Origin of the sequence: Vibrio sp. 10N.222.49.A3, assembly GCF_041475145.1 — a bacterium.
Taxonomy (GTDB): domain Bacteria; phylum Pseudomonadota; class Gammaproteobacteria; order Enterobacterales; family Vibrionaceae; genus Vibrio; species Vibrio tasmaniensis_A.
The window spans coordinates 1-25,361 of sequence record NZ_JBFRVM010000072.1; the positions used below are offsets into that span (position 1 = coordinate 1).

19 protein-coding genes are annotated in these 25,361 nt (G+C 43.2%); 10 read left to right on the forward strand and 9 right to left on the reverse strand.

Annotated features, from left to right (window positions below):
- Positions 1–959 precede the first annotated feature (959 nt).
- Positions 960–1,241 carry a hypothetical protein gene (locus AB4589_RS13300; protein ID WP_371709806.1) on the forward strand — a complete coding sequence of 94 codons (282 nt, stop codon included), beginning with the start codon at positions 960–962 and terminating at the stop codon, positions 1,239–1,241.
- Between the two features lie 467 nt (positions 1,242–1,708).
- Here AB4589_RS13300 and yciH read toward each other — a convergent pair whose 3' ends face one another.
- Positions 1,709–2,020 carry a stress response translation initiation inhibitor YciH gene (yciH, locus tag AB4589_RS13305; RefSeq protein ID WP_009845368.1) on the reverse strand — a complete coding sequence of 104 codons (312 nt, stop codon included), beginning with the start codon at positions 2,018–2,020 and terminating at the stop codon, positions 1,709–1,711.
- A gap of 4 nt (positions 2,021–2,024) precedes the next feature.
- A complete protein-coding gene (locus AB4589_RS13310; protein ID WP_371709813.1) occupies positions 2,025–2,396 on the reverse strand; it encodes a DUF3319 domain-containing protein in 372 nt (123 codons plus the stop codon).
- A gap of 100 nt (positions 2,397–2,496) precedes the next feature.
- Between AB4589_RS13310 and AB4589_RS13315 the strand changes: the two genes are divergently transcribed.
- Complete coding sequence (locus AB4589_RS13315) at positions 2,497–3,465, forward strand: tyrosine-type recombinase/integrase (RefSeq protein WP_372100761.1); 969 nt, start codon at positions 2,497–2,499, stop codon at positions 3,463–3,465.
- Positions 3,466–3,664: 199 nt separating this feature from the next.
- Here AB4589_RS13315 and AB4589_RS13320 read toward each other — a convergent pair whose 3' ends face one another.
- A complete protein-coding gene (locus tag AB4589_RS13320) occupies positions 3,665–4,660 on the reverse strand; it encodes a D-alanine--D-alanine ligase (RefSeq protein WP_372100763.1) in 996 nt (331 codons plus the stop codon).
- A 179-nt stretch (positions 4,661–4,839) separates the two neighbouring features.
- On the reverse strand, positions 4,840–5,403 hold the full coding sequence (locus AB4589_RS13325; protein WP_009845372.1) for an SPOR domain-containing protein: 564 nt from the start codon (positions 5,401–5,403) through the stop codon (positions 4,840–4,842).
- Between the two features lie 216 nt (positions 5,404–5,619).
- On the opposite strand from AB4589_RS13325, the gene AB4589_RS13330 reads away from it, so the two are divergent.
- Complete coding sequence (locus tag AB4589_RS13330) at positions 5,620–8,301, forward strand: bifunctional acetate--CoA ligase family protein/GNAT family N-acetyltransferase (RefSeq protein ID WP_102250455.1); 2,682 nt, start codon at positions 5,620–5,622, stop codon at positions 8,299–8,301.
- On the opposite strand, the gene AB4589_RS13335 is transcribed toward AB4589_RS13330, so the two are convergent.
- The gene (locus AB4589_RS13335) at positions 8,293–9,180 is read right to left on the reverse strand and encodes a LysR family transcriptional regulator (RefSeq protein ID WP_065679020.1); all 888 of its coding nucleotides are present in this window, start codon (positions 9,178–9,180) and stop codon (positions 8,293–8,295) included. The genes AB4589_RS13330 and AB4589_RS13335 overlap by 9 nt on opposite strands.
- Positions 9,181–9,405: 225 nt before the next feature.
- Here AB4589_RS13335 and AB4589_RS13340 point away from each other — a divergent pair, with 225 nt between their 5' ends.
- Entirely contained in the window at positions 9,406–11,544 is a 2,139-nt protein-coding gene (locus AB4589_RS13340; protein WP_372100765.1) for a TonB-dependent hemoglobin/transferrin/lactoferrin family receptor, read from the forward strand.
- 424 nt (positions 11,545–11,968) lie between these two features.
- On the opposite strand, the gene galE is transcribed toward AB4589_RS13340, so the two are convergent.
- A complete protein-coding gene (galE, locus tag AB4589_RS13345) occupies positions 11,969–12,982 on the reverse strand; it encodes a UDP-glucose 4-epimerase GalE (protein WP_371709816.1) in 1,014 nt (337 codons plus the stop codon).
- 460 nt (positions 12,983–13,442) lie between these two features.
- On the opposite strand from galE, the gene AB4589_RS13350 reads away from it, so the two are divergent.
- The 3 genes from AB4589_RS13350 (at position 13,443) to AB4589_RS13360 (ending at position 16,081) form a co-directional block, all read left to right on the forward strand.
- Positions 13,443–14,186, forward strand: a complete 744-nt coding sequence (locus AB4589_RS13350; protein ID WP_371709817.1) for a 5-oxoprolinase subunit PxpA — start codon at positions 13,443–13,445, stop codon at positions 14,184–14,186.
- Between the two features lie 184 nt (positions 14,187–14,370).
- A complete protein-coding gene (locus AB4589_RS13355; protein WP_372100766.1) occupies positions 14,371–15,138 on the forward strand; it encodes an allophanate hydrolase subunit 1 in 768 nt (255 codons plus the stop codon).
- Positions 15,131–16,081: a biotin-dependent carboxyltransferase family protein gene (locus AB4589_RS13360; protein WP_371709819.1), complete on the forward strand. Its 951-nt coding sequence runs from the start codon at positions 15,131–15,133 to the stop codon at positions 16,079–16,081. The genes AB4589_RS13355 and AB4589_RS13360 overlap by 8 nt, the downstream gene beginning before the upstream one ends.
- Before the next feature lie 187 nt (positions 16,082–16,268).
- On the opposite strand, the gene AB4589_RS13365 is transcribed toward AB4589_RS13360, so the two are convergent.
- The 3 genes from AB4589_RS13365 to AB4589_RS13375 all read right to left on the reverse strand — a co-directional run bounded on the left by AB4589_RS13365 (position 16,269) and on the right by AB4589_RS13375 (position 21,369).
- Positions 16,269–17,723, reverse strand: a complete 1,455-nt coding sequence (locus AB4589_RS13365) for an FAD-dependent oxidoreductase (RefSeq protein WP_372100768.1) — start codon at positions 17,721–17,723, stop codon at positions 16,269–16,271.
- Between the two features lie 531 nt (positions 17,724–18,254).
- A complete protein-coding gene (locus AB4589_RS13370; RefSeq protein ID WP_372100770.1) occupies positions 18,255–20,693 on the reverse strand; it encodes an ABC transporter permease in 2,439 nt (812 codons plus the stop codon).
- A 1-nt stretch (position 20,694) separates the two neighbouring features.
- Positions 20,695–21,369 (reverse strand): ABC transporter ATP-binding protein, encoded by a 675-nt coding sequence (locus AB4589_RS13375; RefSeq protein WP_372100771.1) that lies wholly within the window; start codon positions 21,367–21,369, stop codon positions 20,695–20,697.
- On the opposite strand from AB4589_RS13375, the gene AB4589_RS13380 reads away from it, so the two are divergent.
- From AB4589_RS13380 to AB4589_RS13390, 3 genes are all read left to right on the forward strand, one after another.
- Positions 21,368–21,985, forward strand: coding sequence for an arylesterase (locus AB4589_RS13380; protein ID WP_009845333.1), 618 nt, complete (start codon positions 21,368–21,370; stop codon positions 21,983–21,985). The two genes, AB4589_RS13375 and AB4589_RS13380, sit on opposite strands and share 2 nt — an antisense overlap.
- 81 nt (positions 21,986–22,066) lie before the next feature.
- Positions 22,067–23,266, forward strand: a complete 1,200-nt coding sequence (gene fabV / locus AB4589_RS13385; RefSeq protein ID WP_372100773.1) for an enoyl-ACP reductase FabV — start codon at positions 22,067–22,069, stop codon at positions 23,264–23,266.
- Positions 23,267–23,444: 178 nt separating this feature from the next.
- Positions 23,445–25,352, forward strand: coding sequence for an EAL domain-containing protein (locus tag AB4589_RS13390; RefSeq protein ID WP_372100775.1), 1,908 nt, complete (start codon positions 23,445–23,447; stop codon positions 25,350–25,352).
- The last annotated feature ends 9 nt before the right edge of the window (positions 25,353–25,361 follow it).

Genomic DNA, 25,361 nt, shown 5'->3' on the forward strand with positions numbered 1-25,361 from the left:
CTTAGTGCGTATTATGGGTCTAAATTATGTTGAGTGGTTTGCTTTGCTTAACTGAATAAGAACGTGGGTGAGTAACATGCTCAATGAGGAGGCCAGCTTGTCTGGCCTTTTTGATGCTCGTTAGGAAAATCGTTGTTAGAAGTTAACCCGTAACATAATTTGCATAATGCGTATTTAGAACAATCCACTACTTACCATCCGTTCAATGTCTCAAAATCGGCTTCTGCAGCACGAACCGGTCATTATATTATGCTGCTAAACCTGTTCTCGAGGTTGTTATTTGCAGAATAATATAAATTTAACCACCTCTGTATTTGCCCCGCAGGGAAATGTTCCTTGCGCGTAGCGAAACTGGGGGGCGGCCAGTTTGAATATTTGGGTAGGCTTTTCTTTACCCCTAGCTGTGCGCGTTTTGGGAGGGGCCCGTTTCGTCGGGAGGGAACCCAAAACGCGCACAGCGTTTTGAGTTGAGAGTACACTATCTTTAATAGTGTACTCTTGTCTCAATATGATAATTTCCTCACTGCCTTGTCTTATTAATCAATAAGTTAGCTTTCGCTATTTTTGTCTGAAAAAATCATTTGCGAATCTCTTGTAATTGCAAATATGGTTTGCTATTCTTTTTGTGATTTCAATGCAATTGCAATAGGGTGCTTTATGTCAGATATACCTAGTCCTTGGGACACCAAGAAAGTGCGCCAAATTCATGAGGATAGAAGCAAGTCTTACTCTGATAATTTGGATTCGAATTTTAACTTTCGTTGTAACTCTGAGCTTAAGGAGGATTTTAAAAAGCTATGTAAACGCGATCAGTCTTCTCCAACAGTTGCTTTGAAGAGATATATGCTGTCTTGCCTAAGGAAAGGTCGTATAGATTGATTTTTTGCTGTGAGCATTCAGGGACGTTACAGCGTCCCTGAATGTATGAAACCCCAACCACGAAAATTAGGAATAATCATATGGATACAATTATTGTAAATACACACGCCGATAGCAATGCTCCAACTTATTCGCTTAGTGAGATGGATAAGAAAAAATCATGCGAGAAATATACCTTGGCTGATGTTTCAGCCAAGGTTAACCGTCTGCATAGTATTTCTATGTTTTTGGATTCTGGAGCTTATACTGATGATATTCGCGCAGGGATTACAGGGCATTTGCTGGATGAGATAGAGAGTTTACAAGGCGTTCTTATGTATGCTCAGGTTTTTTCTTTGGCTTCTGGTGATTGTGATAGTTAGATTAAGTTTGTTTTCTGTCGAGCAATCAAATTCTATTTTTGAATGCTCAAAATTCAATGTTGATTAGGTCTAACCCCGTAGGGATAAGGGCACTCTTCATATTTTTGGGGAGTGCCTTTTTTATTGCCCGAAAAGTAGGGAGCTTGCGACCGTAGCAGAGCTAGAGGTGTAAATGTAACTTCATCATCCCGCTAAGCGCTTTTAAAGCTTGGTTAGGCTTTGTTGAGTGTGTCTAGGTGGTTATAGTTCTACTGACTCTCTAAGAACGCTAAGTGCGTATTATGTACGTTATGTTAAATTGATTTCTGTGTTTATAAGGCAGGTATCTTTATGTGATGCCCTGCCTTTATTTCATATCTGTACTCTCTGAATTCTACTGCGTATTTAACCATAGCGGTTATTTACCATAAAATACCTAATAACCAGTGATAATAATCTTCGATTTTACCCCCGGCATTAGTTAGAGCTTAACCGCCGGCAAATTTAACTTTGTAGCCTTTCTTTTCAAGATGCGCTTTGAGCTTGTCACGAGCGTCGCCTTGAATCTCGATGTTGCCATCTTTTACTGAGCCGCCACAGCCACATACTTTTTTGAGTTCCGCAGCCATGAGTTTTAATGGTGCGTCATCTAGGTCTAAGCCTGTTACGATAGAAACGCCTTTGCCTTTACGGCCTTTGGTTTCTTTTTGGATTCGAACAATACCATCACCTTTAGGGCGCTGGACTTTCTCTTCTTCAGGTTTAATACGACCTGTTTCAGTTGAATATACTAGGCTCATAATTTTACTTCTTTTGCTGTGCTGCTTTTTGTTTTGCGAGTAAGAAAGCCTCTATATGACGCTGGATTGCAATCTTGCCACCTTTAATTAGGCGCCCGTTAAACATGCAATACCAAGCGTTAGGCTCATCGCTATCATTTTTAATTTGGTAACCATGGAAGTTTTCAGCTAAGCCACCACCAGACGCTCTCGACTTGTTTAACGCTGTGAATTCTTTCGGGTCAATAAGGGTCGCAGTATCAATCCACCAATCAATACTCTTTTTCACAGCAGGTAAATTACCTTGAATAATGTTGTTTTTTAGCTTGGCACGCCAAACGGTGTTGTTTGCATCCGCTGATTGTAGAGGAACGCCTCGGTAAACTGAATTTGCCATATCCATTGATCATCGTTTTGTTTTCATTACGTTAATCATAAGTATACTTCTAATGATATCAAGCATAATATGGCAAAAACACCTGTTGAGGTACGGTAATTTGAGAAAAAAAGTCCCTATTTTATCGGACTCTGTGATAATTAATTCATTTGTTGAAAAATTAAACAGCCACGCGACAATTGAAATTATAGATGAGTTAACAGGATATCAGTACTCTCGAAACTCCTTGTTGGGTATCTACAGTGATTGGAATCGCTACCATGCATTCTGTACTAAAAATCGTATTAACACACTTCCAGCATCCATCACTGCTGTTCGGCGTTTTCTTGAGACTGAATCCAGTGAAAGAAAATTCGCGTCTTTGAAACGTTACACTGCAACACTTAGCTTGTTGCATACTGTGTTGAGCTTTGCTAACCCAATCAAGCATAGGCAAGTTCGTTTTACCCTGCTCCACTTGCAATCTCGAATGGCTGGCGACGCTAAACAAACCAATGCCATGACATCCGCACACCTCACAGAGTTAAACACGTTACTTTCCCATGATAAATCGAGCTTAAAAGAGATCAGAGATATCGCGATTTATAATGTGATGTTCGAGTGTGCTTTAAAGCGCTCTGAACTAAAGGCATTGTCGATGGATAATGTGGAGAGCGTTGAGAATGATTACCAGATTACAATAAAAGATTCAGTGTATAGGCTGTCGCGAGTAGCAAGTACCACACTTGAACATTGGTTTTCGTTTACTGGAACACAAGACGAGTTGCCTATGTTTCGCGCGATAGATAAACATGAAAATATCAGTCTGCAACCTTTAGATGATTCGTCGATCTACAGAATATTGAGAAGAGCAAGTGACTTACTTCAATTGGCTGACAACCACCATTTCTCCGGGAACTCTATTCGTGTAGGTGCCGCACAAGAACTGTCGAAACAAGGTCTTAGGGTGAGAGAAATCCAAGATTTTGGTCGTTGGCTCAGCCCTGCAATGCCTGCGCAATATGTGGGTTATTCGGGTACCTCTGAGAGTGAGAAGATGAAGTTTAAAGCACTAACCCCTTGGCAATGAGCTGATGGCTTTGTGAAGAATTGGCTTGTTTATCTACGGTTTTTTATAGGCAGATTGTTAATAAACTGCTTAGTCAATCAACTGGCTTTAAAAACCAAAAGCTTCCGACTTAAAAACAAATAGCGCCTTGGCAGGTAAGCTCAAGGCGCTATTTGTTATCTAATGAGTTATATAAAACGGCTAAGATATTTTGGGTGAACTAAGAAATGCTTGTTCTCACGCAGTTTTCTAAGAACTGGCTGAATTTGTGGCCGTCATGTTCAACCATTTTTGGGAACATGGAAATTGGCGTCATACCTGGGAAGGTATTCACTTCGTTCAGGTAGATCTCATTGTCTTGTGTTAAGAAGAAATCGATACGAGACAAGTGACGAAGCTTCATCTGCGTGAATACCTTGCGGGCGCTGTCTGCAATCAATTCACGCTGTTCATCGGTTAAGTTAGTTGCTTCAACTTCAGTAATTGAGTGGCTGTCTGCACTGTACTTCTCTTCGTAGGAGTAAAATGCGCCATTAGGTGCATTCACCTCGCCTGGCTTGCTTATCTGTAGCTCGCCATCGATTTCATAAGCGGCAACTTCTAGTTCTCTTGGCACCACTGATTTCTCAATAAGCACTTGATCAGAGAAGGTAAATGCTTTGTTGATTGCTTCACTTAATTCTTCTGCTTGATTGACTTGGTAACAGCCAACGGAAGATCCCTGACGAGCCGCTTTGACGAACACTTTCCCCCAACTTTCAAAGGCTTGTGTCGCCTGTGCATGAGCTTGTTCAGTGTTGTCGGATAAGAACAGATACGGCGTATTTGGGATACCCAGAGCGTCGTACCAAAGTTTTGATGTGATTTTATTGAAGCTGTTGTTGCTTGCTTCAGAACCACAACCTAGGTACGGAATCTTAGCCATTTCAAACAGTGATTGAATGTCACCTGTTTCGCCAGGGAAACCATGAATACAAGGGACAATGAAATCGACTTTAGATTCTAAGTTGTCGCCACGTAAGGTTTGATCGTTAATATCAAGATAAACCAACTCACCAGAATCAAGACACCAGCCTTCATTTTTAATTTCAACTCTCACAACGTTAAAATCTGCAACGCTATTAAGTTGTTCAAAAAGGTAATTGGCTGAAACGATTGACACTTCATGCTCTGAAGATCCACCGCCGCAAAGTAGAAGGATGTTTGTGGTGTTCATGGGTAAATTCGGTCCTTGAAACTAGGAATACTGACTTCAATGATAAACAAAAGTCGAAATAGGTACAGTGTTTTGAATGCTAAAATTGTCATCTAAGGAGTGAGCGATTAACTATTAAACAAAACTAACCGTCATAAAACAAAAGAAGGAGCATTTGCTCCTTCTTTATGATTTAAAACTTAGTTTAACTTGTTAAGCGTTGGGTATTCAGAGTTCTTGATATCATCAATGCTCTTAACGAATGGCTTTAAGTTTTGAAAACTGCTCGGCAAAGATGAAATCGCCTTTTTAGCGTCTAAGCGTGTCGCGTAGTCACCGTAAAGTACAGTGAACCACTTCGTGCCGTTAACCATTTTGTAGTTTTCCCAAATTGGCTGGGAAGTGGTTGGTAGCATTTTTACAAAAGAATCGACTTTGGCTTGGCTGCCGACAGCAACAACTTGAACTGTGTAACCAAAGCGTTGGTTCATGTCTTGTTGCTTCTTGGTTGGAGCTGTAATTGTTGCAACCGGCTTAGCTCTAGTCGTGTGAGTGATTTTTTGTTCTACAGGTGTGGTTCTGACAACGTTGACCACGTTCTCTTCAACAACGGCAGTCTGCTCAGATTGAGATACAACTGGAGCTTCAACTTTAGCCGTTTTGAACTCTTCTTGATAGCTATCTGACGTTACATTGGTAACGTAGTTGTCAGATACACATGCAGCCAAGAGCAGTGGCAAAGTCACAATTGCAAGTTTTTTCATGGAAAGCTCTATATCCTTAATAATAATTACTATAAATCATGCCGATACGTCGGTTTAGAATCAAGTTAACTTTGAGATTATACACCATTAGTGGGTGACCTATTTCACAAACTTTATGCAGTGTCTGCTTATTCATCTTAATTCGGTGAATTTGCCATCAACCCGTGAATGAAAAGTAAGTTACGATGAACTTACGTGCATTGCTAGGATATGTCTATGAATCATCTTGATCCCCTACTTAAACCCCGTTCAATCGCCGTTGTTGGTGCATCTCAACGAGAAACGCGTGCAGGATATATCGTCATGAACAATTTGTTGCACGGGGATTTTAAAGGTGCGGTGATGCCAGTAACACCAAAATACGATTCTGTCGCAGGCGTCCTCTCTTACAAAAACATCTTGTCGCTACCTATCGTGCCTGACCTTGCTATTTTGTGCACTAATGCGACACGCAATGTGGCTATTTTTGAAGAGTTGGCCGAGAAAGGCATCGCTTCCGTCATTGTGCTCTCCTCCGACATGCAACAGCAAAGTGATAGCGGTGAAACGTTTGATGAGAGATGTATTGCAATAGCCAAAGCAAACAATATTCGGGTACTTGGTTCTAATAGCTTGGGAGTTATTGTCCCGTGGTTAAATTTGAATGCCTCTTTTTCTCCGGTGACGGCGCTGCCAGGTAAAATAGCCTTTGTTTCTCAATCCGCTGCAGTGTGTACAACGATTCTAGATTGGGCGAACGATAAAGAGATCGGCTTCTCGGCGTTTATCTCGATAGGTAATGGCAGTGACATAGAATTCTCAGAGCTGTTGGATTATCTGAGTACCGACTCTCACACCGAAGCAATATTGCTTTATGTTGATAGTATTAAAGATGCGAGGCGCTTTATCTCTGCTGCGCGTGCTGCGTCACGTAATAGACGAATTCTAGTGTTAAAAGGCGGACGAACAGCTAAAGGCCGGGCGGCGGCAATGCTACATACTGGCGGTGCCGATACGTTAGATATTATCTATGACTCAGCGATCCGACGCAGCGGCATGTTACGAGTTAAGAACTTACATGAACTGTTTGCAGCGGTAGAGACTCTGACTCATTCAGTGCCATTGCGTGGAGAGCGCTTGGCCATTGTGACCAACGGCGGCGGCCCTGCGATCATGGCGGTGGATACCCTTTTTGACCGTGGTGGTAAGCTTGCCGAGTTTTCTGAAGATACGCTAGAGAAACTCAATAAGGTTTTACCATTGAGTTGGTCTCAGAGTAATCCAATCGATATAGTTGGTGACGCCGGTGAGCAACGTTATATCGATACGATAAACATCTTGTTAGATGGTGATGAAGCGGACGCGATTCTTATCATGCACAGCCCTTCTGCGATCGCACATTCAGCTAAAACAGCTGAACGAATTATTGAAGCCATTAAAAAGCATCCTCGCCACAAGCGATTTAACATTCTAACGAATTGGTCTGGCGAGCTAACAGCAAAGCCAGCACGAAAGTTGTTTACCGAAGCGGGTTTTCCAACCTATCGAACACCTGAAAGTTCAGTGGTCGCATTCATGCACTTGGTCGAGTACAGGCGTAACCAGCGTCAGTTAATGGAAACGCCAACCACGGCAGAAAAAGTCCATATTGAAGATCTAGCAGATGCAAAAAATTGGATAGAACGACAACTACTGGATAAAGATACAGTCAGCCTTGATACGCATCAAAATAGCCAATTTTTCAAGCACTTCAACCTAGATGTATTACCAACTTGGATAGCTTCTGACCCAAGTGAAGCGGTACATATTGCTGAAACGATTGGTTACCCAGTCGCAGTTAAACTACGCTCGCCAGACATTGCACACAAGTCGGACGTGCAAGGAGTCATGCTTAATTTAAGAAACAGCAATGAAGTCGCCAATGCGGCTCAGGCGATTCTCGATCGCTCTCAACTGTCGTTCCCTACTGCGCATATTCATGGATTGTTAATTCAAGGAATGGCCAAACTCGCCGGCGGGCAGGAGCTACGTGTAAAAGTGACAACGGACGAAACCTTTGGTCCTATCATTTTACTTGGTCAAGGAGGTTCTGAATGGGATGAATCCATTGACGCTGCTGCAGCCTTTCCACCACTCAATATGACACTGGCGCGTTACTTGATCATTCGAGCGATAAAAAGCGGCAAGATTCGTCTGCAAAAACTACCTAACCCGATTGATATTGAAGGTCTCTCTGAATTGTTGGTGCGTATATCTCAGATGGTAGTAGATTGCCCTGAAATACATGATTTGGATATCCATCCAGTACTGGCCAACGGAGACAAGTTCACGATATTAGATGCCGATATCATCTTGAAAGCATACCAAGGCGATCCTCAAGAACGTCTTGCGATTCGCCCTTATCCAGTCGAATTGGAAGAGAATATCGTACTTAAGGACGGCACTGAGGTGTTGTTACGCCCGATCCTTCCTGAAGACGAGCCGCTTCATGCTGATTTTATTCATCGTGTATCCAAAGAAGACCTTTACAAGCGTTTCTTTAGTGATGTGGGTGAATTCAATCATGAGGCGTTGGCTAACTTTACTCAGATTGACTTTGATAGAGAAATTGCATTTGTGGTCGTTCGAAAGGAACAAGGCGTACCCGCGATTATTGGCGTATCGAGAGCGCTGATTAACCCAGAGAACACCGATGCAGAGTTTGCTATTCTGATACGTTCCGATCTGAAAGGCGTCGGATTAGGTCGCATTTTGATGACTAAGGTTATTGACTACTGTCGTACAAAGCAGACCAAGCAGATGTCGGGTATGACGATGCCGACCAACCGAGGGATGCTGACACTAGCCCAGAAGTTGGGCTTCGAGCTAGATATCAGTTTTGAAGACGGCACTGCAGATATGGTGTTGCCGTTACTTTAACGCCCATGTTTTTTTTAGGTGTTGAATACACCAAGACTTGGCGTCGCCCATTTTGTTACGTCGCCAAGCCATTACGATGTCGATAGGCTGTGGTTCGGTACCCGAAATTTGTTGTAGAACGCCAGATTCAATCAAAGGTTTAGCTACACTATTCGGTAAGGTGCCGATCCCTAACCCTGCAGTTAGAGCCTCTACCTTGGCTGGGAAGCTTGTTACGGTTAAACGTGGCTGCTTTTCTAGAATATTGATGCTTAATGCAGGTTGGTCACGCGCTGTATCTGCAATTGCGATAACCCTGTAACTTTCTCTCGCCTTTTGGTCGAAATCACCAGATCGCTTATGAACATAGTGATTCGATGCTGCAACCCATACCATTTCCATCTTACCGATAATGTCACTTTTCATATCGTTTGGTATGGTGTCAACCTTTGGGCACACCAATAAATCAGCTCGGCCGTCTGAAAGAGATTCCCAACATCCAGCTAGAATCTCTTCTTGTAATCGAACCCTAGTTTTACTTATTTTTCCGAGTTCATCGACTAATGGGAAGAAATTAGCAATCGGAATAATGCCATCAAAGGCAATCGTTAAATCCAACTCCCAGCCATTAGCAAGAATACTCGCGTCATTAACGAGCTGTTCAGTGGCACCAAGAATGATCCTTCCTTGCTCTAATATTAACTGCCCCGCTTCCGTGAAATTTGCACGGTGGCCTGAGCGATCAAAAATCATAATATCTAAGTCTTGTTCTAGCTTCTGGATTTGATAACTCAATGAAGAAGGTGCTCGGTCCATTTCATTAGCCGCTGCCGCAAAGCTTCCACGACGATCAATGGCATCTAATATGTGTAAGGCTTCAAGTGTTATTGGGCTATGCATAACTTTCCTACTTTGTAAGTGAGATCTAAATCACAAAAAAGAGAAGCATTCACATGGTGAATGGAACTGAAAAACTCTTTTTAATACATGTGTTTAATAACGCTAATTATGAATTAGTTGATAATATTGAAAATTATTTAAATGCAAATAATAGTAATTATCATTTAGATCCAATATCATCTTTCGCAAATCAAGATGATATTATGGAACTAAGGTAACTATCAGATGTATAAGCAATCCCTACTCTCTGCTTCAATCGTTTTAGCGCTTTCATCAACATCAGCCTTTGCTGAAGATTATGCCCTATTTGACGAGGTTGTTGTATCAGCAACGCGTACCGAACAAAACAAAGAAGACGTTTCAAGCTCAATTGAGTCTGTCTCTGCAAAAGACATAGATAATCAAATGTCTAGCGACATAAAGCAAGCTCTTCAATACACGCCAGGAGTAGAAGCTCAAGGCGGTGGCCGTTTTGGTATTTCAGGCTTTAACATCCGCGGTGTTGAAGGTGATCGCGTTAAACTTATGGTAGATGGAGTTCAACAACCTACACCATATAACCCTGGCGCTTCTGAGCAACGTAAATATTCGAATGCGATCGAAGTCGATACATTAAGTGTCATAGAGGTGAATAAAGGCCCTGCTTCTACGCTTTACGGTTCAGATGCCATTGGTGGTGCAGTACTGCTAAGAACTAAAAATCCAGAGGATATGCTTAGAACTGACGGGGATGAAAACCGTTTTGGCATCAAATCTACCTATACATCTGCAGATGAACAGTTCAAGAACACAGTTTCTTGGGCGATGCGTAAAGATAAGTTAGAAACGATCGTTATGGCGACATACGCTCAAGGCCACGAGACAGAAACTCATTCATCAGGAAGCGAAGTTCAAGGTCCAGATCGTGGTGCAGAGAACCCAGCAGATACGGAATTAAGTAATATCCTAGCGAAAGCATTCTACAATGTATCAGATTCAAATAAGGTTGGTATTACGGTTGAGCATTACCAACGTCAATATGATGAAGATGAGCTAAACTACAATGGCTATCAGCTTATGCCGGGCTTTGTATATACTGATAATTACAACAAAGACACCAACAAACGTTTTCGTGCAACATTGGAACAACAGCTTAAGCTAAGCTCTTCAATTGCTGACTCTTTAGACTGGTCTCTAAGTTACCAAGACTCAAGTACTCTGAATAAAAACTACGATACAACTCGCTTCAACGGACGTCGACTTCGTGAACGTGATGCTTCTGATGTAAACATGCAAGTTGATACACAGCTTTCTAAGCTAGTGAATATTGATGGTGCGGATCACGAATTCACATATGGTTTCACATACCTGAAGAATGACTTTGAGCTCGAAAACTACGACCATAAGTTTGACCGAGGCACTGTTACACCGGGTAGCACTGGTATCCCTGATGCAGAAATAACGCAATGGGGTGTGTTTGTTCAAGATCAAGCATTTTTCATGGAAGACAAGTTGATTGTAACTGGCGGTCTTCGTTATGACTCATTTGTTGCTGACCCATCAACGGATGAAGGCTACAAGACTCAATATGAGAAGAATAAAGATGACGCCGTCACAGCTAAGCTAGGTTCAGTTTACCACATCAATGATAACCTATCGGTATTTGGTCAAGTTGGGCAAGGGTTTAAAGCACCTTCAGTTTACGACCTCTACTACTTCTATACTCGAGGTGCCATCATTGAAGCTAACCCTAACTTGAAAGCCGAAAGAAGTATCTCTTACGAGCTTGGTCTTCGTGGCAATAATGAACATGCTCGCTTTGAACTAAGCACTTTCTACACTGATTACTCTGATTTCATTAACCAGACGAAAACGGGCAAACAAGGCGGTAAAGACGTATACACCAAAGAGAACTTAGATAAAGTAACTATCTATGGTGCAGAGCTTTCTTCAACGATTAATCTAGACACTTTGTTAGACGCACCATTTGGGACCTACACTCGTTTAGCGGTCGCTTATGCTGATGGTGAAGATAAATCTACGGGTAAATCCATTGATTCTGTAGCACCACTAACGGGTACGCTAGGTCTTGGAATCGAGCGCGAGACTTTTGGTTCAGCTTTAAATGTTAAGATGGTTGCTGCGAAAGATGAGTGGAACTCCGATGACAACGTAAACGTGGCTGGATACACAGTTGTTGATTTGACTGCTTATTACCGCCCTGTCACGGATTTAACCTTGCGAGCGGGTCTATTCAACGCATTAGACAAAAAATATTGGCTGTACAATGACATGTCAGGCCGTGGGCACGATTCTAAGTTCAACACCGATATTAAGTCTCAGCCGGGTCGTAACTGGGGTATATCTGCAAACTACGAGTTCTAACTGGTTAGAAATCTAGTTCGTTGTAGAGCTAAGTTTATTGAAGACCTAGGTGATTAAAGATCTAGGTCGTTCCAAAATAAAGCCATACAAAAAAATACTGTAGAAACTAAAAAGCCAGCTTACGATAAGCTGGCTTTTGTTATTTCACTAAAAGTTGTATAAAAAAGGGGTAAAGTGAAATTATTTCTCTGCCATTTCTTTCTTTACCATTACTGCTGCAGCAATGATAAAAGTGATGATTAGGCCTAGTTCCATGATTAACTCCAAAGAAAATTAACATTAAACATATAATTCGCGAGCATGATAACAACAACCGATACAGAATGATACTTTTTAACCACCAAATCACTTTTTATTCGATTTAGATCAAAAAAGATGCCCTAGAGCATCTTTTTGTACGTTAACCATTCATGAAATCACTCAATCAACCAGGGAAACCATCAGGATTTGTTGATTGCCAGCGCCATGTGTCTTCAGTCATTTCAGCCAGTGTGCGTGTCGCATTCCACCCCAGTTCTTTCTGAGCTTTCGCTGGGTCGGCCCAACACTCCGCGATATCACCTGGACGACGCTCAACGAGTTTATAAGGTATCGCTTGACCGCTCGCTTTCTCGAAGGCTTTAACCATATCTAATACACTTGAACCGTTGCCAGTACCCAGGTTATAGATGTGAAGACCGTCTTTACGCCCTACTTTCTCAAGTGCCGCAATGTGTCCATCAGACAGATCCATGACGTGGATGTAATCACGAACACCAGTGCCATCCTTTGTTGGGTAGTCACTACCAAATACAGATAGGAATTCACGTCGGCCAACTGCAACTTGAGATACAAATGGCATTAGGTTGTTTGGAATACCACTTGGGTCTTCACCGAGTTCACCACTTGGGTGTGAACCTACGGGGTTAAAGTAACGTAATAACGTAATGCTCCAATCGGGGTTAGCCTTTTGGAAGTCAGTTAAGCACTCTTCAACCATGAGCTTGCTACGACCGTAAGGATTGGTTGCGCTTGTGGGAAAATCTTCTGTAATAGGAACACTAGCAGGATCGCCATAAACCGTTGCTGAAGAGCTGAATACTAAGGTTTTTACGCCAGCGTCACGCATTGCATCGACAAGGACTAACGTGCCATTTACATTGTTGTCGTAGTATTCGAGAGGTTTGGCAACAGATTCGCCAACCGCTTTCAGGCCCGCAAAATGAATAACAGCTTCAATATTGTGTTGCTTCATAGTTTCAGTTAAAAGTGCTTTATCACGAATATCACCTTCAATGAAATCAGGACGAACGCCAGATACTTTTTCGATACGTTCTAAAACGCTTGGTTTACTGTTGTATAAGTTATCGAAAAGCACAGGTGTCATACCTGCGTTAATCATCTGGATACTTGTGTGGCTACCAATGTAGCCCATGCCACCTGTAACTAAAACATTCATGTTTAGCGGACCTTTTAATTAAAAACACTCAACCTACCTCTTATGATACAACAGCTTAGGGTTGAGTCACAAACGCCTATGGCAGATACACCGCACGAGAGAACGAAAACTGACCTTTACCTTGAATTTCACTTAGACGTACACCTCAGCGCCAACCTTCAGAATTACATCAATGTCGCCATATGATTCATCACCTTACGTTTGCTCCCTAAACCGGAAACAAAATAGATGAAGCGCTGTTTGTCGAACACTTGTTTTTCAATTATCTTTAACCATAGTTTCTATACGTCATTGATGAAAGGAAGCATTTTTCACAATCCATTCTTTAGCGGGTTTGATACATGCCGTGACCTCATAGTAAATGCAGTTCTTGGTGTCGAAAATTTGAGTTAGGTCACTGTTTATTTATGGTATTTATAAGACCGTCATTACTCACCTCAACGTAAAGGGTTAGCACCACGTGACAACGAAGATTTCGCTTAATTGCGACATGGGAGAAAGTTTCGGCAATTGGAAGATGGGCGATGACGAGTCGGTCATGGAATGGGTCGATATGGCAAACATCGCTTGTGGCTTTCACGCGTCTGATCCGCACGTTATGTCTAAGACCATAAAACTGGCGCAGTACTATCACACCCAAATTGGTGCCCACCCTGGTTATCAAGATTTAGTTGGGTTTGGTCGCCGTTCTATTCCTCATACCATGGACGAGATCAGTGAGCTAGTTTGTTATCAAGTCGGTGCACTACAAGCGCTGTGCCGCTATCACCACACCTCTGTTGGCTATGTGAAACCTCATGGCGCCCTTTACAACGATATGATGGCGAACATTGATGTGTTTAATGCCGTTGCCCAAGCCGTCGCTGAATTTAACATCCCCTTGATGATTCTCTCTTCATCAGACAATCAACAGTATCTAGATATTGCTGACGATCATGACTTACCCCTCTTGTTTGAAGCGTTTGCCGACCGTGCATACTTGAATAATGGGCAGTTATCGCCGCGAACTCAAAAAGGCTCGGTTTACGTCAACCAAGACGACATCTACAACCAAGTCATGCAAATCATTAACTACGGTTCAGTCACGACCATTGAAGGTGAAAGACTGCCTATTGAAGCCGATACCATTTGTGTTCATGGTGATAACCCCCAATCCATCGCATTAATTAGAAAAATCAGACAAGACCTCAACGCTTTTAACTAATATGAAGCGTGTGATTGGTATGACGCATGGCCTTATCGCTCGCCTTACGAGCACCTAACCAATTGCTCGTAAGGTCTAATTGCTTTGTATTGGTTTGGACACGGAAGTTAGAAACGCCAAATAAGCAAATAAGCAAATGAAAGACACTAAGTAAATCAAAGGCAAGTAAAAGTATGGAAACGAAATGACGACGAATCAAATTGAATTCAATATAGCGCCAGTCGCGGAATGCAGCGTTTTGGTGACCTTGACGCTATCGCCTTCAAATAATCAATCTAGCGCCGAATATGCGCAGTACATGGCTCATTTTTCCGATGCTATTCGTCAACACTTAGCATCTGTATTGATGAATGTGACACCGGCTTACCAAACAATATTGGTCGATTACTTACCTTATAGAATTTCAGAACATCAGCTCATGGAACAACTCAACTCTTTGTTGAGTCATGCTATTTCGTCCTTCTCTAGTGTTAGTAAAACGCGTAACACTATCGAGCTTCCCGCTTATTACTCACCAGAAACAGCACTCGACTTAGACCGATATCAAGCCAAAGGCATGTCGCTAGATGAGATCATTCAACATCACACCTCACAGACTTACAGCGTCAGTGTCATTGGGTTTACGCCTGGCTTTGCGTTTATGTCTGATGTAGTCAACGAGCTTGCTTTGCCTCGTCATTCAACCCCACGCTTAAGTGTGCCGAAAGGCAGTATCGCCATCGCGGATACGAAAACGGCGGTGTATCCTTCGGACTCACCGGGCGGTTGGAATATTATTGGCAATTGCCCACTCGCACTGTTTGATCACAGCCAATTAAAGAACGCTGATACCACGCAAACGCCGCTGTCTCTGCTTAATGTCGGTGATACGGTCCGTTTCATCGCGATTTCAAAACAAGAATTTGTTGAGCTTAGTTTTATGGATATTAGTGGAGGTGTCGCTAATGGTTAAGTCAAAAGCCAAACCAACGCTGACAGTCATTAAGCCCGGCCCGTTGAGTTTGATTCAAGACTTCGGACGATTTGGTGTCGCTCATCTCGGATTGACACAAGGCGGCCCTGTTGATGATTACTCGTATAGCTGGGCCAATCACCTGCTCGGAAACCCAGTAAACCAAGCTGCGTTGGAAATCACGCTTGGGCAATGTGCGTTACTAATCGATTTTGATTGTGAGATGGCATTATGTGGTGGCGATTTACAAGCGAAGCTCGATGGCAAACCACAGTCGAACTGGCGTACTTTTCAAGCTTTCGCAGGGCAAGTTCTCTCATTTGGTTTACCTAAAAATGGACTAAGGGCGTATTTAGCCGTTAAGGGTGGCTTCGATGTTCCATCAACTCTTCATAGCTGTTCTACGGTGACTCGTGAAAAGATTGGTGGATTAACGCAAGATGGAGAGCCATGCCAGCAAGGGCAACAAATTACTTTTACCCAACACCAACTCTCTCGCCCGTTTAAAGCGTTGAGTGTCACCTTCCGATACACGCCTAATTACAACCTACCAGTGAACCTGCGAGTGATTGAAGGCTATCAAAGCGAGCTGTTCTCAGAGTCAGCAAAAGCGACTTTGTATAACGCACAGTATCATGTTGACCAAAATTCTAATCGCATGGGTTATCGACTCAGTGGCGACCCCGTGGACTCGCCTGACATTTCGCTATTGTCAGAAGGCATTGCCTTAGGTGCGATTCAAATCCCCCAAGATGGGCAACCTATTGTGTTGCTTAATGACAGACAGACTATTGGTGGCTATCCGAAGATTGGATGTGTCGCCAGAGTCGATTTACCGCGCTTAGCACAAGCCAAACCTGGACATGAAGTCTCGTTTAGTAAAGGTGATCGCTTAGGATTACAAGATGTGTGGTGCCAGTGGGCTCAATTTTTCGGCTATTAGTTTTTGCTCTGTAGCTAAGTAACTCTATTGCAAAGAATCTTGAAATCTTTAGCCAGGAAGGTTTCGTTTGGAAGATGTAGGTCAGGCAATTGACAAGATACAAGCAGGCGTTTCAGTTAAAGGTTAGGCTTACCTGTCAAAGTAAGCCGAATTGAAGATGTTCAGCGTAGTAGATTATGACTGAGTATTAAGCGTGATCTTGGCCTGATACCTTTGCAAGGGCTTCTGGGTATCCGCGTTCTTGTGTCAAATCTATCGCTCTATTCTCAATATCACTTAGATTAAGTGACATTGTCACTGAATGTGCATCTTCAATCGATACTGATTCTGCGACATTAAACCAATGCTCAGCGACCTTTTGCGCAGCCTCTAAGGTTGAGGAAGCTTTGACGACTTCAAGTCGAGCATAGCGATCACCACAGAATGAAACGTCTGAAGCTCTTAAGCTCGGATCGGTTCCCGGAATCTGCTGTGCACCGAACAGAGGCTTACCACCTACCAGTGCAGAGCTGAAACTTGGGATGAACTGAGACATATGCGTTATCGCAGCTCGAGTTCTTAATTCGAGCTGCTCTTCACTCCAACCTGATACGATTTTCTTAAGAAGCTTAGAAGGCAGCTGAGGCTGTGATGAATCTGTTGATGATGAAACAAGCCCACCCTCAAACAGAGTAATCCCTTCTGTCATACCGTGAAGTTGGAATACACCATCAGCGTACGGTGTTAACTGAGCCATGCCTTGCGGTGTGCCTCTCGGGCCATGGAAGATAACCTCTGGCCACTCTTCCTTACATTCTTGCGAATACGGCCACTGCGTAACGTATGCGGCTTTGAACTCAACAAGCCTTTGTTGCTTAGAACCGACAAAGTCATCCACGATGCCCGTTTCAAAGCCACTTGCATTAATCAAGTAGTCGGTCGTTAGGTGACAGCTTTGGTTCTCAGCGTCTGTATAAGTCAAAGACCAACCTTGCTCTAACGATTCAACAGATTGTAATCGGCTGTTGGTTAACACGGTACAATTAGATTGTTGCCCCAAAGAGAGTTGAGCGGTTGCAGATAAGCGGAATACGCTCCAGCCATACTCTTGAACCATAGCAACAGGATACTTAAGGGTTTCTAGATCCGTATGTTTAGCGAAAGGAATACACCATTCATCAAGCGATGTTGGTTTCAGAGGCTGTGTTTGAGTAGCAAGTGCTAGTAACTCTTCTTTACTATACAGCTTGTAATACTCTTCCGGTTTACCAAGCACTTGGTTGCTTTTATCTTGATTAACAAGCTCAGCATAAGCGTTCTTGATTATCTTTAGGCGCGGAAGAAGATCCAACGGCTCTCCACCGTCGCTGTGTGGAACAGCGATAATTGTCGGACGAATATTAATCGTATGGGGAAACAAGCGGACGGTATCAATTGACTGAGTGAGCAACTGAAGACACTGCTCTACAGAAATATCTCGATACAAATTGCCACCAGCGTGCAGATGGCAAATTGGTGGACCATTAACCAAACTCGGTCCTTTTTCCAAAATAGTGACCTTATAACCCAACTCACTAAAATGAATCGCGCTCGTCGTTCCGGCAATACCACCACCAACAATGGCAATAGAAGGCTGATTTGTATCCGTTTTGTTGTGGTTCATCGTGTTCTGTAGAATATGATTAACTGCCGCTATTCTACTTTTGTTCTGCGATGAATTAAAACACATTTTTATCAAGGTCTTAGATAGGCAGTATTTAATATCTATGTAAAAAACCTAAATAATCTCTTGACTCAATAACTCCAGATTGAGTTTTAAAGGTTATTATAACCGTCACATTTGTCCTAAGTGACGCCACATAAAGGCTGCCTCAGTACTCTTAAAACATAGATGTTAACTTATCCCTAAAGTTATCCACCGTTTTTGTGGATAACTGTTGATAACGTTCTTGCTAAGTTGCGCAAACCCTTTGTTTACAGGGACTAACCGCTGTTCATTAAATCGGCATTATTGCGCAATTAGTTTTAAAAAATACTAAAAAAACGGGAAATTAAGGTGCGATGTTCGTAACTTGTGCTACGCATTGGTCAAATAAAAAGCGGTCTAAAGAGACGTCTTATAAATAGTGAACGACTAAGTATAAGTAATGTCACTTTTAGACCGTTTTAAGCATTTGTGAGATCTCGCTAGCGACTAGCCAAAATCCTTGTTTACTGGTGCCAACAAACGTTTGATTAAGCTATTCACTACCGCGGCCAATGTGATAAACGTCAGCACGGGTAGCGCTATCCACAGTATTGGGTGGAGTGAAGGTTCTAACTCAAAGCCAAAGTTCATTACCCCTGCAACACTGAGTTCAGAACCTAGCGCAGCAATTGAGCCAGCTACTAACGCCATCACCCCGTATTCACACCAAATAGTGTTGAGAATACGCTTCTTACTCGCGCCTAAGGTTCGGTACAAGCGTATCTCTTGTTGTCTTTGAGTTAAGCTCAGTCGCAACAGAGTGAAGATAAGCAATAGCCCCGCCACCACACCTAACGCGGCAAGTACGGTTATCGACCAAACAATCTGTTTGAGCAACTCTTGGATCTTGCTACCCATTTTACGAATGTCCATCAAACTCACGGTCGGGTGATTTCGAGATAATTCGTTGAGCATTTGGTTGTGTTGCTCTTCTAATCTGAAGCTCACCAACCAAGTAGAAGGAATAGCGCTTAAAACATCGGGAGTAAAAATGAAATAGAAGTTTGGCTTCATTTCACGCCATTCTACTTTTCGGATGCTGTTCACCTTGGCAGAGACGTTCTGGCTGTTGATTGTGAATGAAAGATCATCGCCAATTTTCAAACCAAGTTGCTCTGCGACATCGGATTCCACAGATACGCCCTGCTCTTGTGTCCAGCTGCCTTCTAATACTTCATTGTACTCAGGCAGGCTATCTCCCCAAGTGAAGTTGATCTCGCGACTTAGTGCATCTGTTTCTTCTGAGGTCTCGCTGTATTTCGCCGCCTCAACGCCGTTAATGGTTGTGAGCCTTCCTCGTATAATTGGAAACGCTTGAGTACGCTCTACTTCGTTTGCATCAATCGTCTCGAGATAACTGTCTTTCTCATAGCTCGCAATATTCAGCGCAAACGCATTAGGTGCGTTCTCGGGCAAAGTTTGCTGCCAATCTGACAACAAGTCACTTCTCACTAGCCATATGATCGATAACAGCATCAAAGACAGCGCTAAAGAACCAAATTGAATCCCTGTTGCTAATGGTGTGCGATTAATTCGGCTCAATGCCAAGCGCATAGATGTCGACGTCGGCAGTTGACCCACCAAACGCAGAACAAACGTACTGACAATCGCGAGTACTAAGAACAGGCAAGCGATACCCGCTAGAACTATCCATACCAACAGATTGTCACCGTACATCAGCATCATTGGAATAATAGGCACCAGCAACAACAGGTATTTCTTGTAGTTTTCATTGGACTGATGACTTGATTGAATCACGCTGATTGCCGAGGTGTTGACCAAGCCAATTAACGGAATACCAAGAGCAGGCACACCAATGAGGACGCTTGATAAAATCGCCAAAATGACAGGTTCAATACCATAGCTAGGAAGTGGTGTTGGTAATAAGTCGCCCAGAGGTATACGAAGCAAAAATTCTAAGCCGATACCGATGGTAATTCCCAGTACTGCACCAATAACCACCAACAGAGACACCTGTACGGACAACCATTTAACGATCCACTGCTTGCTCGCACCTAAACTCTTAAGCATCGCAATGGTTTTACGACGACTCGCAACATAATGTTGGCACGTAAGTACCAAAGTGGTCGCAGCCATGATCACAACGATAGCAACCGTTAGCGATAAGTATTGAGTCGTACTTTCGAACATCTCGTTGGTACGACTGGCTGAGTCTTGTGTACGCCAGCGATCACTTGGTGTCAGTTCGATACTGTCTTGTGCTGCTTTGAGTTTCGATTCATCACCATTTAAAAACAATCTAAAGCTAACACGGCTGCCAGGTTGAATAGCGCCAGTGGCATCGATGTCACTTGTATGAATCAGCACTGCGGGCATTTGTTGGAAAGGGTTAAAACTCAGGCCCGGTTCTTGAGCGATACGCCCTGTAATTCTTAAATCGGCATCGCCTATCGTGACATTGTCACCTACCTCAACTTCTAGCTGAGCAAATATGCGCTCATCTAGCCACAATTCCCCCGGTTCAACATGATTGCTTACCGCGCTATCTGCTCCTTGCAGTATCATTTGGCCGCGTAAAGGGTAATTGCTCTCTACCGCTTTAACAGTAACCAACTGCATCGAGTTATCACTGAATGCCATGGTTGAGAAGCGAGTCAACTGAGAGCTTTCTAACTGTTCAACCTGAGTCAGATCTAATAAAGGTTGGGGGATTGGGTTTGCCGATACAAATACACTGTCGGCGGTTAACGCATCTTTGCCCTGCTTTACGATCACTTGTTCCATACGCTCAGCTAAAGCTGAAAGCGCGAACACACAAGCTATAATGAGCGTTAGAGCGATGGATACCGGCCATAGCTGACCGTGTCGAATCTCTTCGATGCTCCATGAAAACAGTCGTTTGTTCAGTCCGCGTGATGAATTCAATTTACACTTCCTCTATGTGACCGACATGCATTTTCAAGGTTCGTTGGCAACGCTGTGCGAGCTTAGGGTCATGCGTGACGAGAACAAGCGTGGTGCCGTGCGATGAATTAAGTTCGAACAACAGCTCGACTATTTTCGCTGCCGTTTGTTGGTCTAGGTTGCCCGTTGGTTCATCGGCGAACAAAATTTTAGGCTTAATCATAAACGCACGAGCCAATGCTACCCTTTGTTGTTCACCACCGGACAGTTGAGACGGCAAGTGATCAAGCCTGTCTTTCAAGCCCACTGATTCAAGCAAAGCCGTCGCGCGTTCGATGTCTTCGTCTTCACCTTTCAACAAACAAGGCAGCGTGACGTTTTGCAGGGCAGAAAGGCTTGGGATCAATAAGAAGCTTTGGAAAACAAACCCAACGGATTCACTGCGGATTTTGGCTCTCGCTTCGTCATCAAGCTGTGATAGAGGTTGGCCTAACAAACTGATTTCGCCAGAAGTTGGCACATCGAGTCCTGCAAGCAGTGTCATTAACGTGGATTTACCAGCACCTGAAGTACCGACGATCGCAACCGTTTCACCCTCACGAATATCGATATCAACATGCTCTAAGATTGTTAAATGTTCTTGATTAGTAGACACTGTCTTCAAAACAGCTTCTGCTTTAATGATGGATGTATGCATGACTCGACTAATTTCCTTTTTATTCTTAATTATATTTTCAACCGCTTCTTTGGCTCAAGATACCGAGTTAGATTCTAAGTTACTGGTGCTTGGTGATAGCTTGAGTGCTGGTTATAACATGGACATCAAACAGAGTTGGCCAAGCCTGTTACCAGACGCGTTAGCAAAGCATGACAAAACGGTAACCGTGGTCAACGGAAGTATTTCTGGTGACACAACTGGCAATGGCTTAGCTCGTTTACCACAATTGCTTGAAGAACACGCCCCAGACACTGTTCTTATCGAACTCGGTGCGAATGATGGTCTTCGTGGATTCCCACCTAAGCTGATGTCTGCGAATCTTGATCAAATCATTAAGCAGATAAAAGCTGCGGGCGCGAAACCTATTATGATGAAGATTAAAATCCCACCGAATTACGGTAAGCGTTACAACCAACAGTTTGAGTACGTTTTTGCAGCGCTTGCTGATCAACAAAACGTGCCACTTTTGCCGTTTTTCCTAGAGCATATCATCCTCAAACCGGAGTGGATGATGAACGATGGACTGCATCCAAAACCAGAAGCTCAGCCTTGGATTGCTGAATTTGTCGCCAAAGAATTATATCAGTATCTTTAGGTTTTAATGGTCTAGCTCAATAAATTTTACACAGCTTTACGTTAGCCTGAGTGCATATCACCGTTAACTGTAAGGTTATTTATGCTGATCGAACCTATTATCAAGGGTGTGGTAGCCAAAAGCGCTCACCCTCTAGGCTGTCAAGAAGCCGTAAAGCAACAAGTCAAGTTTGTTAAGAGTGCGCCGCAGATCAAAGATGGCCCTAAGCGAGTACTGATTATCGGTGCTTCCTCTGGCTTTGGACTTGCCGCTCGCATTGCCCTCACCTTTGGCGGTGCAAAAGCTGACACCATCGGCGTCTCATTCGAGCGCGGTCCTAACGAAAAATCCCTAGGCAGCGCTGGTTGGTACAACAACATTTATTTCAAGAAAGAAGCCGAACGAGAGCAACGCACTGCTATCAACATTGTTGGCGACGCATTTTCACAAGAAACACGTTCACAAGTTGTCGAAGCCATTGAAACCTACTTCGAAGGTGAAGTGGATCTAATTATCTATAGCTTAGCCGCTGGCGTAAGACCCAAACCAAATACCGAAGAATTCTGGCGCTCTGCCATTAAGCCAATCGGTGAAAGCGTGACTGGTGCGACTATCTCACTAGAGCACGACAACTGGGTGACCAACACACTTGACGCTGCAACGGAAGAAGAAGCCGAAAGCACACTCAAAGTCATGGGCGGCGAAGATTGGGAACAGTGGATAGATGAGCTGATCAATGCTGAATCTATTGCCCCAGGTTGCAAAACCATTGCTTTTTCTTACGTTGGTCCAGAAGTCACGCACCCTATCTACTTAGACGGTACTTTGGGCCGCGCTAAAATAGACCTTCATCAAACAAGTCACGCACTTAACCTTGAACTAGCTAACTTTGGCGGTAATGCTTACGCGACCGTGTGTAAGGCATTAGTCACCAAGGCGAGCGTATTCATTCCGGGGCTAAGCCCTTACCTACTCGCTTTATATAGAGTGATGAAAGAAAAAGAGACCCACGAAGGCTGTATCCAACAAATGCAACGCTTATTCAGCAGTAAACTGTATGGGCAAACCAAAGTACCACTTGATGGCGAGCGCCTAATTCGGATGGATGAATGGGAACTCGACCCAGAAACCCAAGCTCATGTGACTGAACTACTTGAAGCTATGGATGAAAACAACTTCCAATCAATCGGTGACTATCAAGGTTTTAAAGAAGAGTTTTTACAGTTGAACGGTTTTGCTCAACCATCGGTAGACTATAAAGAGAAACTTAACACTGATGATTTTATAAAGTTAAAGCCTTAATCGAAACTTATCTCATTACTGAGACCCAGATTCACATTTGAAAACCTCCGCAAAATTGCGGAGGTTTTTTTGTGCAACATTTCTTATACTTAGTTAATGTAATATTCACAGTTTATTTGGTTCATCTTAATTAACACAGGATGTGTTGATGCATTTAGCATAATTGACTCGGAGTCATATGAAGAAGATAAAAACGATAGACTTAGATATCCCTGACGATATGGCCTCCAGCTGGCAGAATATTGTCGACCTCTTGGCTCAAATCACTCAAGTGCCTGCTGCACTTATCATGCGTGTTCATACCAACTACATTGAAGTTTTCTCTACCAGCCACAGTCAGGATAACCCTTATAACAAAGGCGATTCTGAAACATTAGGAAATGGGCTTTACTGTGAAACGGTGATGGAGTCTCAGCAGCAGCTTTTAGTACCCAATGCGCTTGCCGATGTTGATTGGAAAAACAACCCCGACACAAAGCTTGGCTTAATCTCTTATTGTGGCATTCCGCTATTTTGGCCTAACGGCGAATTGTTCGGCACCATTTGTATCTTGGACTCGAAAGAAAATCACTACACGCCTACCTATATTAAGCTATTAGAAAGCTTTCGCACCTCGATAGAATCTCAATTAAAAACCTTGTTTCAACACGCTAAGCTCACTCAAATGAATCGTGACTTAAAAAGCCGAGTTGCGACTCGCACAAAAGATCTCGCGAGTCTTAATTACTCATTAAACCAAGAGATTGATAAGCGCAGAGCGGCAGAACAAGAGATCAATTTCCAAAAAAATCACGATCTCGGCACGGGTTTTTTGAACCGAAGTGCTTTTGAGTCGCGCTTGGATAAGAAGTTGTTGTCACAACAAAGGTTTACTGGTGGCTCACTCGCAGTAATCCATATTGGATTTACTAATGGCAGGCGCATTCAAGCTCGATATGGCTACAACGCGTTAGACCAAGTGCTGGTTGAATACCGACAACGCATCGACAGTATCTCTGATGTCGAGGTATTAACTGCGCGCCCTACTTCGGTTGACCTTGTGTTGGCGTTCAGCGTTAAAGATTTGCACCAACGTATCGAAGAACTATGCCAGACATTGGTAAAAGTCGGTCATTCAGAATTTGACATCGGTAGTGACAAAGTTCATCTGCATGCCTTTATAGGGATTGCGATTACTGATCACGACGATGGTGCTGACAGTATTATCCAAAAATCTTCAGAAGCGATGCTGGCATGTAAAGATTCCGGACAGAAGTTCGCTTACTATTCTCAGTCTCATGCTGAAGAACAAAGCCATATTAATAAGATTGAAGGTTATTTACTCCAAGCTGTTCGCAATGATGACCTTATGCTCTATTTTCAGCCTAAAGTATGCCCGTTGACTCATCGCTGGGTTGGTGCAGAGGCTCTATTGCGTTGGCGACACCCCGTTTTGGGAGATATCTCTAACGAAACCTTAATACACATGGCCGAGCAAAACGGATTAATTTTCGAAGTGGGAAATTTTGCTCTGCGCAACGCGATAGAGCAAGCGAAAGAGTGGTCCGAATACGTTGAAGATTTCAAAATAGCCGTAAACGTATCTGCTATTCAATTGAAGAACGTTGATTTCGCAGAGCAAATTATTCACCTGTTGGAAACCTATCACTTAGAACCTCATTTCTTAGAACTTGAAGTCACGGAAAGTTGCCTCATTGCAGATGAAGTCGTCGCGAAAAACACATTGGAATCGTTACACAACATTGGCGTTACATTGTCACTGGATGACTTTGGGACGGGCTATGCCTCATTTAGTTACCTTAAGAAATTCCCATTCGATACGATTAAAATTGATAAGAGCTTCATCGACCAAATGCTCAACTCACAGGAAGACTCGGAGATCGTTCGGTCCATAATCCAAATCGCGAAAAAGCTCGACTTAAAAGTCACGATTGAAGGCATAGAATCGGAGGTTCAGGAGCAATTTATCATCAATGAAGGCTGTGATGTGGGACAAGGTTACCTTTATGGCAAGCCAATGCCGAGCCAAGAATTCGAACACAGCTTAATCAATCAAAACTATTTGGGGACAACTCGTTACGCTTAAGGCGAAAAA

Coding starts and splice junctions, on each gene's coding strand:
- AB4589_RS13390 (WP_372100775.1), top strand. CDS start 23,445: ATGAAGAAGATAAAAACGATAGACTTAGATATCCCTGACGATATGGCC.
- AB4589_RS13325 (WP_009845372.1), bottom strand. CDS start 5,403: ATGAAAAAACTTGCAATTGTGACTTTGCCACTGCTCTTGGCTGCATGT.
- galE (WP_371709816.1), bottom strand. CDS start 12,982: ATGAATGTTTTAGTTACAGGTGGCATGGGCTACATTGGTAGCCACACA.
- AB4589_RS13365 (WP_372100768.1), bottom strand. CDS start 17,723: ATGAACCACAACAAAACGGATACAAATCAGCCTTCTATTGCCATTGTT.
- AB4589_RS13375 (WP_372100771.1), bottom strand. CDS start 21,369: ATGCATACATCCATCATTAAAGCAGAAGCTGTTTTGAAGACAGTGTCT.
- fabV (WP_372100773.1), top strand. CDS start 22,067: ATGCTGATCGAACCTATTATCAAGGGTGTGGTAGCCAAAAGCGCTCAC.
- AB4589_RS13320 (WP_372100763.1), bottom strand. CDS start 4,660: ATGAACACCACAAACATCCTTCTACTTTGCGGCGGTGGATCTTCAGAG.
- AB4589_RS13355 (WP_372100766.1), top strand. CDS start 14,371: ATGACGACGAATCAAATTGAATTCAATATAGCGCCAGTCGCGGAATGC.
- yciH (WP_009845368.1), bottom strand. CDS start 2,020: ATGAGCCTAGTATATTCAACTGAAACAGGTCGTATTAAACCTGAAGAA.
- AB4589_RS13340 (WP_372100765.1), top strand. CDS start 9,406: ATGTATAAGCAATCCCTACTCTCTGCTTCAATCGTTTTAGCGCTTTCA.
- AB4589_RS13360 (WP_371709819.1), top strand. CDS start 15,131: ATGGTTAAGTCAAAAGCCAAACCAACGCTGACAGTCATTAAGCCCGGC.
- AB4589_RS13310 (WP_371709813.1), bottom strand. CDS start 2,396: ATGGCAAATTCAGTTTACCGAGGCGTTCCTCTACAATCAGCGGATGCA.
- AB4589_RS13300 (WP_371709806.1), top strand. CDS start 960: ATGGATACAATTATTGTAAATACACACGCCGATAGCAATGCTCCAACT.
- AB4589_RS13380 (WP_009845333.1), top strand. CDS start 21,368: ATGACTCGACTAATTTCCTTTTTATTCTTAATTATATTTTCAACCGCT.
- AB4589_RS13330 (WP_102250455.1), top strand. CDS start 5,620: ATGAATCATCTTGATCCCCTACTTAAACCCCGTTCAATCGCCGTTGTT.
- AB4589_RS13335 (WP_065679020.1), bottom strand. CDS start 9,180: ATGCATAGCCCAATAACACTTGAAGCCTTACACATATTAGATGCCATT.